Origin of the sequence: Agrobacterium sp. rho-13.3 (assembly GCF_033957765.2) — a bacterium.
In the GTDB taxonomy this organism is placed as follows: domain Bacteria; phylum Pseudomonadota; class Alphaproteobacteria; order Rhizobiales; family Rhizobiaceae; genus Agrobacterium.
The window spans coordinates 2,350,022-2,364,439 of sequence record NZ_CP192774.1 but is presented as its reverse complement, the minus strand read 5'-3'; the positions used below and the strand labels follow the sequence as shown (position 1 = coordinate 2,364,439).

The following is a 14,418-nucleotide window of genomic DNA, read 5'->3' as shown; positions in this document are numbered from 1 at the left end:
GTGTGAAGCGGTTTTCGGATAATCCGATGCCGAAAGGAAGACTAAAGAGCAGCTAGTCTGCTCCACGTTGCAACAAACTCATCCCTGCGGGGATAAAGGGGGTATCACCTGAAATGAAGAAGAACGTTCTCATCATCGGCGCCGGTGGCGTAGCACAGGTCGTGGCGCATAAGTGCGCCCAGAACAGCGATGTATTGGGAGACATTCATATTGCGTCACGTACCCTTGGTAAGTGCCGCAAGATTGTCGAGTCCGTACGCGAAAAGAAGAGCCTCAAGACTGATGTAAAGCTTGAAGCCCATGCGCTTGACGCGATGGATATCGAGGCGACGAAAGCCTTGATCGTGAAAACCGGCGTACAGATCGTCATCAATGTCGGTTCTTCGTTCGTCAACATGTCCGTTCTTCGTGCGTGTATCGATACAGGTGTGGCCTATATGGACACGGCGATCCATGAGGATCCCACCAAGATTTGCGAAGCGCCGCCGTGGTATGGAAACTACGAGTGGCAGCGTGCCGCTGAATGCAAGGAAAAAGGCGTCACCGCCATTCTCGGCATCGGCTTTGATCCGGGCGTGGTGAACGCCTATGCGCGTCTGGCCAAGGATGAGTATTTCGACACCATATCCTCGGTTGATATTGTCGATATCAATGCGGGCAGCCACGGTCGCTGGTTCTCGACCAATTTCGATCCGGAAATCAATTTCCGCGAATTTACCGGCGTCGTCTACTCCTGGCAGAAAAACCAGTGGCAAACGAACCAGATGTTTGAAGTCGGTCAGGAATTCGATCTGCCGGTCGTCGGCAAACAGAAGGCCTATCTGACCGGCCATGATGAAGTGCATTCACTGTCCAGAAACATGGGCGGTGCAGATGTGCGCTTCTGGATGGGCTTTGGTGATCACTACATCAACGTCTTCACCGTTCTGAAAAACCTCGGCCTGCTGTCTGAAAAGCCGGTGAAGACCGCCGAAGGTCTGGAAGTCGTGCCGCTGAAGCTGGTCAAGGCCGTGCTGCCCGATCCATCGTCGCTGGCGCCCGATTATGTCGGCAAGACCTGCATTGGCGATGTCGTCAAAGGCACCAAGGATGGCAAGGAACGCGAAGTCTTCATCTACAACGTGGCTGACCACAAGGAAGCTTACGAAGAGGTTGGCTCACAGGGCATTTCCTACACCGCAGGCGTTCCGCCAGTCGCCGCAGCCATGCTGATTGCAACAGGTGAGTGGGACGTGAAGCAGATGGCGAACGTCGAAGAACTGCCGCCGCAGCCATTCCTCAACATCCTCAACAAAATCGGCCTGCCAAGCCGCATCAAGGACGAAAACGGCGACCGCGCCCTGACGTTCTGATCCGGATTTTCTGGATGCATCACGAAAAGCCCCGCTTGCCCGGGGCTTTTTGTTGCCTGAATAGTGCCTGCCGAGACGAGCTTATTTTTTGGCGGTGCGGCTCTTGGGTTTAGCCGGTTCTGCGTCTTTGACCTCTGCTTTTTTCCGCACTGCCGGTTTGGTCGCCTTCGAGTTTTCCAGAAGCTTGTATTCGTGTTTTGCCTGATCCCAATGATATGCATCGCGACCATGTGGATGTCCTTCGCTTTCCCACAATGTGTAGGCGCGTTTGCTGATCCAATCCTCTTGTGAAACCTGCATAATAATCTCCTGTTACGATGTCATCGCCCAAAAAGGGCCGTCTGCATGGTCCGGCTGGAACGCTGCACAGGAATCGGTGCCGGTATTTTACGGCCTTATTACATGCCATGATTCGTTCATCGGTCAAGTGAATTTGCTGCACTGCAAGAACGCTATGGTTGTTGTTTGTTAAGCGATTTCAACATGCGTCTAACTGATCTGTATCAATATGGTTCGATAAAAGTTGCGTGATGGTGCCATGGGCTTCACACTGCGAAGAAGCGCGGTGATGTGGAGGAGGCATGATGCGGCAGGGTACAGCCACAGATGAGGTGATCGTTGAAAAAAACGGCAGCGCGGGCCTGATCCGCCTCAACAGACCCAAGGCCATCAACAGTCTCAACGAAGCGATGGTGTCCGACGTGCGAAGCGGGCTGGACGTGTTTTCCCGCGATCCAGACATTGCCTGTGTCATCCTGTCAGGGGAAGGTGAGCGCGGCCTTTGCGCGGGTGGTGATGTGCGGCAAATCTACGAAGCGCGGACAGCCAGCGAGGCGGATCGCACCCGCTTCTGGCGGGAGGAGTTTCCGCTGAACTATACCATTTCGCGTTATCAGAAGCCTTATGTCGCCCTGATGGACGGCATCGTGATGGGCGGTGGGGTTGGGCTTGCTGCGCATGGTCGATACCGCATCGTCACAGAGCGCACGCGCCTTGCCATGCCGGAGACGGCCATCGGTTACTTCCCGGATGTGGGGGCCACATGGCTGCTGCCAAAAGCGCCGGGAGAGGTGGGAACATGGCTCGGGTTGACGGGCCGCGACATCGGTGCAGCCGACGCGATGTATGCGGGGCTTGCGGATTATCACGTCGCCTCCGAAACATTGCCGGAGCTGGTTCAGGCCTTGGCGCACACATCGCCGGACGCAGATATCGGTCGTATCATCGAGGGCTTTGCGAGCGTGCCCGAAACGGCTGGACACCTAGCGACCAATATTGACACCATCAATGCTGCTTTTGGTTTCGATAGGGTCGAAGACGTAATCGCAGTCCTTGCGGCGATGAACGATGATTTTGCCCTGGAAACATTGGCGACATTACAGTCGCGCTCCCCCACCAGCCTCAAACTGACATTGCGACTTTTGCGGTTGGGGCGAGACAGTTCCGGGCTGGTAGAATGCCTTGAGCGCGAGTTTGGTGCGGGGTGCGAAATATTGCGCGGCCATGATTTTTACGAGGGTGTGCGGGCAGCGCTGATCGATAAGGACCGCAATCCCAAGTGGCAACCCGACGCGCTTTCGCAGGTGCAGCAACAGCATCTCGATCGATATTTCGTATCAGGAAATCCGCCGCTTTTTCCGGATCATCGTCTTTAGGCCGCCGCGTGTCTCTTCGACGCTCTAACGGTCTGAAACGACGCATCGAGCTCCGCTCCGAACAATATACGTTCAGATACAAGCTCTGATAGAGTTGAAATTTCTAATGTTATCTAACGATGAGGAGCGTGATTCCTCGCGAAGCTTCGATCGTTTCTTTATCTTGACCGCCAATCGATGCTGTTGGGGGTACTATGAAACGGATTATGCTTATTGGCGCTGCTGTCGCGACGCTTCTGTCTACATCTGCCTATGCGCAGGAACCGAAGACACTTCTGAATGCGTCCTATGACGTTGCGCGTGAGGTTTTTGCGGCTGAAAATGAAGCTTTCATCAAGGCGCATCCGGGCGTTACCATCGACCAGTCTCATGCGGGCACGTCCAAGCAGGCACGGGCCATCGTGGAAGGTCTTGCGGCTGACGTCGTGACCTTTAATCAGGTGACGGACATCGACTTCCTAGTGAAGCGGGGCTTTGTGTCTGCCGACTGGCAGAAGGATTTTGCCAATGATGCATCGCCCTTCTATTCGTTCCCATCCTTCCTCGTGCGGGCAGGAAACCCCAAGAACATCAAGGATTGGGATGATCTCGTCCGTGACGATGTGAAGATCGTTTTCCCGAATCCGAAGACGTCGGGCAACGCTCGCTACACCTATCTGGCCGCGACCGCGTTTGCTGCGGAAAAGTTCAAGGGTGATGACGCCAAGATCAAAGGTTTCGTCAAGAAAATCTTCGACAACACACCCGTCTTCGACACCGGAGGCCGCGCCGCGACCACGACATTCGTTGAGCGTGAAGTGGGTGACGTGCTGATCACGTTCGAATCCGAAACACGCGGCATTGCCAAGCAATATGGCAAGGAAAAAGTCGAAAGCGTCGTTCCTTCGGTCAGCCTGCTGTCGGAGTTCCCGGTTGCCGTCGTGGACAAGGTTGTCGACAAGCGCGGTTCGCGTGAACTGGCAAAGACCTATCTCGATTTCCTCTACACCGAACAGGGCCAGCGCATTGCTGCGGAATTCGGTCATCGCGTCCACAACGAAAAGGTTGTTGGTGAATTCAAGGATCAGTTCCCGGCAATTCGCCTCGTCAACGTCAACGATGCCTTTGGTGGCTGGGATAAAATCCAGAAAGAGCACTTCGCATCGGGTGCCGTGCTTGATACGCTTTACGGCAACCGTTAATCGCTGATGCGTTGAGTTTTGTATCGACCCGGTGGGGGCTTCCCGCCGGGTCGTTCTTTCATGATAGGGGACGGGTTTGAGACGGAATGTTTTGCCGGGACTGCGGCTATCGCTCGGCGTGACCCTGCTTTATGTCGGCATCATGATCGTTCTTCCGCTTGCGGCCCTTGTGTTTAAGGCGGCAAGCCTCGGCCCCACCGAATATTGGGCCATCATCTCCTCGCCGCGTGCCGTTGCCAGCTACCGCGTGACGGTGCTGTGTGCACTTGCGGCCACGCTGTTCAACATGATTTTCGGCCTGGCACTGGCATGGGTGCTGACCCGTTACCGTTTTCCCGGCTACCGTATCGTTGATGCCATCGTGGACCTGCCTTTTGCGCTGCCCACCGCTGTTGCGGGCATCGCGTTAACGGCACTTTTCGCTGGCAATGGCTGGTTCGGCTCGGTCCTCGCCCTTGCGGGGATCAAGGTTGCCTATACGCCTTTAGGCATCATCATTGCCATGGCCTTCACCAGCCTGCCCTTCATTGTCCGTACGGTGCAGCCGGTGCTGGAGGATCTGGACCCGGCCTTGGAAGAGGCGGCGCAATCGTTGGGGGGGTCGGATTTCGCGATTTTCCGCAAGGTTATCCTGCCGCTGCTGACACCCGCTATTCTGGCGGGCCTGTCACTGTCCTTTGCGCGCAGCCTTGGCGAGTTTGGGGCGATCATCTTCATCGCGGGCAACCAGCCGTTTTCAACGGAAATCACCTCGCTTCTCGTTTTTATCCGGCTGGAAGAATATGATTATCAGGCCGCCGCCGCCATTGCCTCGGTGTTGCTGATCACCGCTTTCGTCATGCTGGCCGTCACCAATTATCTTCAGACCCGCGCCTTGCGTTACACGGTGAGGAGCTAGTTCATGAGCGCTGTTTCGTCCCGTCGCAAGCCGCCGCGTGTGGGTGATACCCCTTGGGTGCGCCGTTCGCTGATTGCTTTCGTGCTCATCATCGGCGCGCTTCTTGTTGTCGCGCCGCTTGCCATTATCGGGGTCGAGGCCTTTTCGAAGGGGTGGCAGGTCTATATCGGCACCATCAATCACCCCGATACCCGCCACGCCATCATGCTCACCGTCATCACGGCGCTGATTGCCGTACCTGTCAATACGGCGTTTGGTGTTGCTGCGGCATGGGCCATCACCAAGTTCGATTTCTGGGGCCGGCGCTTTCTGCTGGTGGTCATCGAAATTCCCTTCTCCATCTCGCCCATCGTCGCCGGTGTCGCCTATCTTTTTGTGTATGGCCTGCAAGGGCTGCTCGGTCCGTTCTTTGAGAGCTACGACATCAAGGTGCTGTTTGCCCTGCCGGGCATCGTCATCGCCTCGATGTTCGTCACGGCACCCTTCGTTGCGCGCGAGTTGATACCGCTGATGCAGGCGCAGGGGCGTGATCTGGAAGAGGCGGCCACCTCGCTTGGCGCATCCGGCTGGCGCACATTCCTGTTCGTCACCCTGCCAAATATCAAATGGGCGCTGCTGTATGGTGTCGTGCTGTGCAACGCTCGCGTGATGGGCGAATTCGGCGCGGTGTCTGTCGTATCCGGCAATATTCGCGGCCAGACCAATACGCTGCCGCTGCATATCGAATTGCTTTATCACGATTATCAGGCAGCAGGAGCCTTCGCCTCTGCGTCCATTCTGGCTGCTCTCGCTGTCGTGACCATCATTGCCAAGGTCGCGCTGGAACGGCGCGGGGCAGGGCGTGTCCTTCAAAAAACCAATGCTGTCGCCACGGAGACCACCGCATGAAAATCCGCCTCGAAAATGTGGTGAAGACCTTCGATAATTTTCGGGCGGTGCGCGATGTTTCTCTGGACATCGAAAGTGGTGAATTGCTGGCGCTGCTCGGCCCGTCCGGCTCTGGCAAAACCACTATTCTCCGTATGGTCGCCGGGCTGGAATATGCCGATGGCGGGCACATCTATTTCGGGGATGAGGATGCGACCAACATTCCGGTTCGGGATCGCGGCGTCGGTTTCGTATTTCAGCATTACGCGCTTTTCCCGCATATGACCCTGAACGAAAACATCGCGTTCGGCTTGAAGGTTTCCAAGATCAAACGCGACAAATCGGCCATCGAAGCGCGCGTGGCGGAGCTTTTGCGGCTGGTGAAACTGGATGGACTGGGCGAGCGGTTTCCGGCACAGATTTCCGGTGGTCAGCGGCAGCGTGTGGCGCTGGCCCGTGCTTTGTCTGTCGATCCGAAAGTGCTGCTGCTGGATGAACCATTCGGTGCGCTGGACGCCAATGTGCGCCGCGATCTGCGCCGCTGGCTGCGCGAAATTCACGAAGAACTCGGCATCACGACGATTTTCGTGACGCATGATCAGGAAGAGGCGCTTGATCTTGCAGACCGTGTTGTCATTCTCAATCAGGGCGAGATCGTGCAGCAAGGCACGCCCACCGAGGTTTGCCGCCAGCCCAATTCATCCTTCGTTTTGCGTTTTCTGGGAGATGCGAACCGTATTTCCGGCGTGGCGCGTGCGGGCAAGGTTTTTGTCGGCGCGGCAGAGGTGCCGTTTGCCTATCGTCAGGCAGATGGTCCCGTCGATATCTATGCCCGCCCCGGTGATCTGGAATGGGAAGACCTGCATGATGGTATTCCCGCGCAGGTCACACGCGTGCTGGACCGTGCGGGCGAGCGCCGTGTGATTGCCGCGACCAACGAAGGTGATCTTCTGGAATTCGATGTGCCGCCGGAAACGGAGGTCGAGGCAGGCGATCGCGGCCACGTCGTCATCCGTCGCGCCAAGATTTTCCCGAGTGAAAAATCCTAAGTCAAAAGCTCGAAAGCGGTTTCCGCAACCGTCTCGCCATTGATGACAAGCACTATGCCGTGCTTTCCGGCATAGTGTTTGCGCGTGGTGAAATCACGAATGGCGCGGCTAATCGATAGCGCAACCCTTTCTCCCGGTTGCAGATCGATTTCTTTCCACTTGAAGACCTTGGGCGATGCGCCACCGCTTTTCTTCACATAGTGAACGGTATAATCGACCACCAGCTTTTGCGGTTTCGCTGCGGTGGAGGTGAAGGCCGCAGAAATACGCACGGGATTTCCCAAGGCAACGCTTTCCGGTGATACGCGAAACTCATCTAGCCGAATATCTGCCTTTTCATGCGCGCCCAAATGCGCAAGTGCGTCCGCGTGGCCTTTCTTGATGAGCGTTCGGAGTGCCTGCCTGACGATCCAGACCGTGTGTTTATTGTCCTTCGGCCACGTCTCGATCAGCCGCAGCACCCAGTCCGGATTGCTTTTTGTGATATCGTTCAGATGGTTGGCCACGGATTTGCGCACATACAGCGCCTCATCCGTCTTGAGGTTGTCCAATATGGTCCTGACGGGTTCTGGATCATCGATCAATGCTTTCAGCTGAAAAGACCATGGCAAGCGCGGGCGGGAACCTTCACAGGCAAGCCGCCGGACATGTTCGTTCTCATCCCGCGACCATTCCTCCATCAGCGCCAGTGCACGCGGCATGTTGGCCAAAATGAACGGGCGAATGGCAAATTCGGCGGAGCCGAAACGGGTGACATATTTCAACGCATCCATCGAAAGATCGAAGTGATCCAGGCCATAAAGCGCGACATATTCGGCTAGCGAAATGGATGCGAAACCGTGATTGATGCGTGGCGCCAGCGCTTTGAGTATTGCGATATTGGCCGGATAATCCCCCGGCAGCGTGGCGTGAAGACTGGTCGCGACCTGGCGCATGCGTTGCATGATGCCGAGACTTTCGAGATCGGCCGTTGCAAGCGTCATGAAGGCGGCAGTGTCGAGCGGCGGATGAACGGCCTTGGTCTGGTCGGCAATGTGCTGAAGCCGCTCGCGGTTGAAAATCTCTTTCAAAGCCGGAGCTGAGGTTTCGTTTGCGTCCAACACCACATCCTCATTGTTCACTTTTTGTTCTTTGTCGGGAAATTCAGCGATGTTCAAGGGCGTAAAAGAAAAACCCGGCGCTTTAGGGCGCCGGGTTTCAATTTCAAGATCAGCTCATCTGGCTGACGAAGCGTGTTTCCAGATAGGCGCCAACGGCCTCCGAACCACCTTCGGTGCCATAACCGCTGTCCTTGATGCCGCCGAAGGGGACTTCGGGCAGCGCAAGGCCGTTGTGGTTGATGGTCAACATGCCAGCCTCGACCTGTCGGCCAAGCTCATGCGCTGTCTTGACCGAGCCGGTGAAGGCAAACGACGCCAGGCCGAAGGGCAGGCGGTTTGCTTCCGAGATCGCATCGTCGAAGGACTTGAACGTGTTGACGATGGCAACAGGACCGAACGGCTCGTCGTTCATGATCTTGGCAGATGTCGGAACGTTGGCCAGCACGGTCGGCTCGAAGAAGTTGCCCTTGTTGCCGATGCGCTTGCCGCCGGTCTTCAGTTCCGCACCATGAGTGACGGCATCCTGAATGAGTGCTTCCATAGCGGGGATACGGCGCTCATTGGCCAGCGGGCCCATGGTCACGCCGTCTTCCAAGCCATTGCCGACTTTGACGGCCTTGGCAGCTTCGACAAAACCATCCAGGAAGCGGCTTGCGACACCCTCTTGAACGAGGAAACGCGTTGGGGCGACGCAGACCTGACCGGCATTGCGGAATTTCGAAAGCGCCATGATTTCGATGGCCTTGTCGATGTTGGCATCATCGAAAATCAGCACAGGAGCGTGGCCGCCGAGTTCCATCGTGGCGCGCTTCATGTGCTTGCCAGCCAGTGCTGCAAGATGCTTGCCGATAGGCGTGGAACCGGTGAAGGAAATTTTACGGATGATTGGATGCGGGATGAGATATTCGGAAATCTCCGCAGGCACGCCGTACACCAGATTGATAACACCAGCAGGAACGCCGGCATCCACGAAGGCGCGGATGAGTTCTGCGGGCGAAGCAGGTGTTTCTTCCGGTGCCTTGACGATGATGGAGCAGCCAGCCGCCAGCGCCGCGGAAAGCTTGCGCACGATCTGGTTGATCGGGAAGTTCCATGGCGTAAACGCGGCGACAGGGCCGACCGGCACCTTGATCGCCAGCTGCGAAACGCCGGTTGCGCGAGCAGGAATGACCTGACCGTAGGTGCGGCGGGCTTCTTCGGCAAACCAGTCGATGGTGTCTGCGGCGCCCATCACTTCCATGCCGGACTGAGCAAGTGGCTTGCCCTGTTCGCGGGTCATCAGCCAGGCAATCGTGTCCTTGCGCTCGCGCAGAAGGTCAGCGGCCTTGCGCATGATCTTGGAGCGGTCGTAAGGCGATGTATCGCGCCAAACCTTGAAGCCCTTGTCAGCCGCTTCAAGCGCGAGATCGAGATCTGCCTTTTCCGCATGGGCAATCGCGCCGAGGATTTCGTCCGTTGCAGGATCGGACACGGCAATGGTCTTGCCGGACAGCGCATCGCGCCATTCGCCATTGATGAGAAGTTTGATATCGGGATAGCTTGGCATTTGGAATACTTTCGTGACTTGACCGACCGGCATGGTGCCGATGCTTGCGTTTACTGGCGGTCTCGGATGTTACCGGCGTTGCATGATGTGTCGTTTGTGGCAGGACAATCGACGGCAACGAATTCCGGAATGGCACTTGAGCCGTGCCAGAGACGGTGATGACATCTCTATATTAATTCGCGTGGCGCAGGTTTCAACCGGCCACAGCGTGAAAAAGTATTATTTATTTCGCAATGCAACAAAAAACCGGCGGCATGACGCCGCCGGTTCTGATGGAGTATCGCTCTCAGTAAAATGCCTGGATGCCGGTCTGGGCGCGGCCCAGGATCAGCGCGTGCACATCATGCGTGCCTTCATAGGTGTTGACCGTCTCAAGGTTCTGCGCGTGGCGCATGACGTGATATTCGATCTGAATGCCGTTGCCGCCATGCATGTCACGGGCCTGACGGGCGATATCCAGCGCTTTGCCGCAATTGTTACGCTTGACGATGGAAATCATTTCCGGAGCCATGCGATGCTCGTCGAACAGACGACCGACGCGCAGGGACGCCTGAAGACCAAGGGTAATTTCCGTCTGCATATCGGCCAGTTTCTTTTGATAAAGCTGCATACCAGCCAGCGGCTTGCCAAACTGCTTGCGGTCCATGCCATATTGATGGGCGCGGAACCAGCAATCTTCCGCCGCACCCAGCACACCCCATGAAATGCCGTAGCGGGCGCGGTTGAGGCAGCCGAACGGACCCTTCAGGCCCGAAACATTGGGCAGAAGTGCGTCTTCGCCAACTTCCACCCCATCCATGACGATTTCGCCGGTGATGGAAGCGCGCAGCGAAAGCTTGCCGCCGATCTTCGGCGCGGAAAGGCCCTTCATGCCTTTTTCCAGCACGAAACCGCGGATCTGGTTGTCATGCGCTTCGGACTTGGCCCAAACGACGAACACGTCGGCAATCGGCGAATTGGAAATCCACATCTTGGAGCCGCGCAGACGATATCCACCGGCGATCTTTTCGGCGCGTGTCTTCATGCCGTTGGGGTCAGAACCGGCATCCGGCTCGGTCAGGCCAAAGCAGCCGATCAGTTCGCCGGAAACGAGGCCAGGCAGATATTTGTCTTTCTGCTCTTCCGATCCATAGGCAAAGATCGGGTAGATCACGAGAGAAGACTGCACGCTCATCATCGAGCGGTAGCCGCTATCGATGCGCTCGACTTCGCGGGCCACGAGGCCGTAAGCGACATAGCTTGCTTCGGCTGCACCGTATTTTTCCGGCAGGGTCACACCCAGCAGGCCGGTCTGGCCCATCAGGCGAAAGAGTTCCGGCTCGGAGGTTTCGGAAAGATAGGCTTCGTTGATGCGCGGCATAAGCTCGGATTTGGCAAAAGCGGCTGCCGTATCACGGATCATCCGCTCGTCGTCGGTCAGCTGATCCTCCAGAAAGAAGGGGTCCTGCCAATTGAATGATGCACGTTCGCTCACAATAAAATCTCCAGTATGTTTGCGTGGATTATTGGCCTTTGAAGGGATGGGGGCAAGCTATGTTTACTCATCCCGTTATTACAGATAGGAATGCGCCATGACCTCGCTCAGCCGCAAACTCCTGCCCTCCACCAGCGCTCTTGCCGCATTTGATTCCGTTGCGCGGCTGGGTAGTTTTTCGCTTGCGGCAGATGAGCTTTCCCTGACGCAAGGGGCGATCAGCAGGCAGGTTATGTCGCTGGAGGAGCAGATTGGCGTGCGTCTTTTCGAGCGTGGCGCGCGTGGCGTTACGCTGACGGCAGAGGGGCAAACCTATGCCAAGGCCATCGGCACGGCGCTCGGCGATATTCGCTCCGCATCCTTGCGGATTATGACCAAAACGCATGGCAACACGCTGAACCTTGCCATGCTGCCCACCTTCGGCACCCGCTGGCTGGTGCCGCGCATTCCCAGATTCGTGGCGATGCATCCCGAAATTACCCTCAATTTCGCAACCCGCATCGGCCAGTTCGATTTCGAGAAGGAAAGCCTCGATATGGCGATCCATATCGGCCTGCCGGATTGGCCTGCGGCGGAAAGCACGTTTCTGATGCATGAGATGGTGGCACCTGTGTGCAGCCCGTCTTTTCTGGCGCAGCATCCCATCGTCAAGCCGGAGGATATTTCATCGCTTCCGCTGCTGCACATGGCATCGCGGCCCGGTGCCTGGGATCAATGGTTCCAAAGCTTAGGCATTGCCGCGCACCACGCGCCTGCCATGCGGTTTGAACAGTTTTCCAGTGTCGCGCAGGGCTGTATTGCCGGGCTGGGCGTTGCCTTGATGCCGCTTTTCCTCATCGATATCGAACTCAAGGCCGGACAACTCGTTCCGGCATTCGATCATCAGGTCAAAAGCCCCAGCTCCTATTATGCGGTCGCGCCGCTATCGCGCATCAACCACGCGCCTGTCGTGCTGTTCAAACAATGGCTTCTGGCGGAAGTCGAGGCATTTCGCCCAGAGGCCGCGCTGTAGAAATTCTGCCCTGATTGTAACCACTTAAACTTAACGCACAAAATTCCACCTGTTTGCGACTCGACAAAAATCCCTATCCAAATTATTCTGATTAAACGTTTAATCAGTAGATTGGGAACGGATGAATTCCGGTCGCACAGGTGCAAATCTGACGGCTATCGCTTCGGCACTCAATGTGTCGACGGCGACGGTGTCCAATGCGCTCTCCGGCAAGGGCCGCGTATCGGCTGAATTGACGGAAAAAGTTCGCCAGAAGGCGGCCGAACTTGGGTATGTGCCCAGTGTTGCCGGTCGTGCCTTGCGCACCGGCAAAAGCGGCGTGTTGGGTTTGGTGCTGCCAGATATTGCCAATCCTCTTTTCCCACAAATTGCGCAGGCTATCGAAAAAGCCGCTGCCGCTGCCGGTTACGGCGTGCTTATCGCGGATTCGCACGGTGACGTGGCGATGCAGACCCAGGCGATCAACCGGCTGATCGAGCGCGGCGTTGAAGGCATGGTGGTGGTGCCGCGCCGTGGCACGCGCATCGGCACTGTCGATTGCCCCGTTGCCGTCATCGATTCCCCCTCGACCCCCGGCAACACCGTGTCTGCCGACCATTGGGAAGGGGGCCATCAGGTTGGCCGCCATCTGGCAGAGCTTGGTCACGACAGGGTTGTCATCATTGGCAACAACCCGGATTCCAACGTGCAGAATGACCGCATCGGCGGCATTCGCTCTGGCCTCACCAATGCAGCCCACACCGAGATCGTCTGGATTTCCGCGCTGGAAAAACAGAACGGGGCAGGCTGTCCGCTGGGTGTTGCGGACAAGGTTGCGCAAGGGTTTACGGCTTTTGCGGCGGTGTCCGATCTTCATGCGCTTAGGGTTCTGACAGAATTGCAGCGCGATGGCATCAATGTGCCGGAGCAGGCTACTGTAACCGGCTTTGACGATCTCATCTGGGCTCCGGTCGTCACCCCCGCTCTGACGACCATCCGCATGGATATGGCGCGCATTGCAGACGTGGCAATCACGGCGCTGGTGCGCAGCATCGATATGGAAAGCCCAGACAACAGCCCCGTTTCAGGCGGAGTGGTGGCCGATATCTCGAAAGTGGTGATGGAACTGATCGTTCGTCATTCTTCCGGGCCAAACAATAAGAAGCAGGCAAACAACAAAACCTCGACAGCAGGAGAACGAACATCATGAAAAAGATCATTCTGGCATCCGGCACCGCCCTGATGCTGTCCATGGGCGCAGCCCAGGCGCAGGACAAGACGCTGACGATTTCCGTCTATGCCTTTGCGCAGGACGAGTTCAAGCAGCTCGTTTACACGCCGTTTGAAGAAAAATGCGGCTGCAAGCTGGTTGTCGAAACCGGCAACAGCGTTGAGCGTCTGGCCAAGATGGAAGCCAACAAGGCCAATCCGGTGATCGATCTGGCCATCGTGTCCATGGCTGACGCCCTATCCGCCACCCGCAAGGATTTGATCCAGAAGATCGATGCCTCCAAGGTGCCGAATATTGCCAAGCTTTACGATGTCGCCAAGGACCCGAACGGCGATGGCATGAGCGTTGGCGTCAACTTCTACGCCACCTCCATCGTTTACCGCACCGACAAGATGAAGGTCGATAGCTGGGCTGATCTTTTGAAGGACGGCGTTGTTGACCATGTCGCGTTCCCGAATGTCACCACCAACCAAGGCCCACCAGCGCTTTACATGCTCGGCAAGGCCATCGGCAAGGATACGCCGGACCTGTCTGGTGCCATCGAGGCGGTTGGGGAGAAGAAGGACGAGATCGTCACATTCTACGTCAAATCCTCGCAGCTGGTGCAGTTGATGCAGCAGGAAGAAATCTGGGCAGCGCCGATCGGCCGTTTCTCCTGGGCTCCTTTCACCAAGCTTGACCTGCCGCTGGCATGGGCAACGCCAAAGGAAGGCCAGACGGGCGGCATGAATGTTCTCGTCGTGCCGAAGGGCGGCAAGAACGAAGATCTGGCACTTCAGTTCATGGATTTCTGGCTCTCGACCGATGTGCAGAAGGCGCTTGCCGAAAAGCTGGTGGACAGCCCGACCAACAAGGACGTGAAAGTGTCCGACGCCGTGGCGAACAACATCACCTACGGCGAGGAAACGGCGAAAAGCCTGCAACTCATTCCGTCCGACGTAACGCTGGATAACCGCGACAAGTGGCTGTCTGAGTGGAATGCGAAGGTTGGTCAGTAAGGATGGCACCGGGCGTAGGGCCTACGTGCTGGCGCACGTCACCCCCCCCCTCTGCCCTGCCGTGCATCTCCCCCTC

Annotated in this window: 13 protein-coding genes; 9 read left to right on the top strand and 4 right to left on the bottom strand. The window is 56.9% G+C overall.

Annotation, left to right across the window (positions count from 1 at the left end):
• Positions 1-113: 113 nt before the first annotated feature.
• A complete protein-coding gene (locus RMR16_RS11680) occupies positions 114-1,352 on the top strand; it encodes a saccharopine dehydrogenase family protein (protein WP_320198063.1) in 1,239 nt (412 codons plus the stop codon).
• A gap of 81 nt (positions 1,353-1,433) precedes the next feature.
• Here RMR16_RS11680 and RMR16_RS11675 read toward each other — a convergent pair whose 3' ends face one another.
• The gene (locus RMR16_RS11675; RefSeq protein WP_320198064.1) at positions 1,434-1,652 is read right to left on the bottom strand and encodes a DUF2934 domain-containing protein; all 219 of its coding nucleotides are present in this window, start codon (positions 1,650-1,652) and stop codon (positions 1,434-1,436) included.
• Positions 1,653-1,936: 284 nt separating this feature from the next.
• Here RMR16_RS11675 and RMR16_RS11670 point away from each other — a divergent pair, with 284 nt between their 5' ends.
• From RMR16_RS11670 to RMR16_RS11650, 5 genes are all read left to right on the top strand, one after another.
• Positions 1,937-3,007, top strand: coding sequence for an enoyl-CoA hydratase/isomerase family protein (locus RMR16_RS11670; protein ID WP_320198065.1), 1,071 nt, complete (start codon positions 1,937-1,939; stop codon positions 3,005-3,007).
• Between the two features lie 194 nt (positions 3,008-3,201).
• Positions 3,202-4,188, top strand: coding sequence for a thiosulfate ABC transporter substrate-binding protein CysP (cysP, locus tag RMR16_RS11665; protein ID WP_320198066.1), 987 nt, complete (start codon positions 3,202-3,204; stop codon positions 4,186-4,188).
• Positions 4,189-4,264: 76 nt separating this feature from the next.
• Positions 4,265-5,086, top strand: coding sequence for a sulfate ABC transporter permease subunit CysT (gene cysT, locus RMR16_RS11660; protein ID WP_320198067.1), 822 nt, complete (start codon positions 4,265-4,267; stop codon positions 5,084-5,086).
• A 3-nt stretch (positions 5,087-5,089) separates the two neighbouring features.
• Entirely contained in the window at positions 5,090-5,974 is an 885-nt protein-coding gene (gene cysW / locus RMR16_RS11655) for a sulfate ABC transporter permease subunit CysW (protein ID WP_320198068.1), read from the top strand.
• The gene (locus RMR16_RS11650) at positions 5,971-7,002 is read left to right on the top strand and encodes a sulfate/molybdate ABC transporter ATP-binding protein (RefSeq protein ID WP_320198069.1); all 1,032 of its coding nucleotides are present in this window, start codon (positions 5,971-5,973) and stop codon (positions 7,000-7,002) included. The genes cysW and RMR16_RS11650 overlap by 4 nt, the downstream gene beginning before the upstream one ends.
• Here RMR16_RS11650 and RMR16_RS11645 read toward each other — a convergent pair.
• The 3 genes from RMR16_RS11645 to RMR16_RS11635 form a co-directional block, all read right to left on the bottom strand.
• Positions 6,999-8,123 carry a DNA alkylation repair protein gene (locus RMR16_RS11645; protein ID WP_320198070.1) on the bottom strand — a complete coding sequence of 375 codons (1,125 nt, stop codon included), beginning with the start codon at positions 8,121-8,123 and terminating at the stop codon, positions 6,999-7,001. The two genes, RMR16_RS11650 and RMR16_RS11645, sit on opposite strands and share 4 nt — an antisense overlap.
• Before the next feature lie 88 nt (positions 8,124-8,211).
• Positions 8,212-9,648: an NAD-dependent succinate-semialdehyde dehydrogenase gene (locus RMR16_RS11640; protein ID WP_320198071.1), complete on the bottom strand. Its 1,437-nt coding sequence runs from the start codon at positions 9,646-9,648 to the stop codon at positions 8,212-8,214.
• A 286-nt stretch (positions 9,649-9,934) separates the two neighbouring features.
• The gene (locus RMR16_RS11635) at positions 9,935-11,122 is read right to left on the bottom strand and encodes an acyl-CoA dehydrogenase (RefSeq protein WP_320198072.1); all 1,188 of its coding nucleotides are present in this window, start codon (positions 11,120-11,122) and stop codon (positions 9,935-9,937) included.
• A 97-nt stretch (positions 11,123-11,219) separates the two neighbouring features.
• Between RMR16_RS11635 and RMR16_RS11630 the strand changes: the two genes are divergently transcribed.
• From RMR16_RS11630 to RMR16_RS11620, 3 genes are all read left to right on the top strand, one after another.
• Positions 11,220-12,134 carry a LysR family transcriptional regulator gene (locus RMR16_RS11630; RefSeq protein WP_320198073.1) on the top strand — a complete coding sequence of 305 codons (915 nt, stop codon included), beginning with the start codon at positions 11,220-11,222 and terminating at the stop codon, positions 12,132-12,134.
• Positions 12,135-12,255: 121 nt separating this feature from the next.
• Positions 12,256-13,323 (top strand): LacI family DNA-binding transcriptional regulator, encoded by a 1,068-nt coding sequence (locus RMR16_RS11625; protein WP_320198074.1) that lies wholly within the window; start codon positions 12,256-12,258, stop codon positions 13,321-13,323.
• Complete coding sequence (locus RMR16_RS11620; protein ID WP_320198075.1) at positions 13,320-14,342, top strand: ABC transporter substrate-binding protein; 1,023 nt, start codon at positions 13,320-13,322, stop codon at positions 14,340-14,342. The genes RMR16_RS11625 and RMR16_RS11620 overlap by 4 nt, the downstream gene beginning before the upstream one ends.
• Positions 14,343-14,418 lie beyond the last annotated feature (76 nt).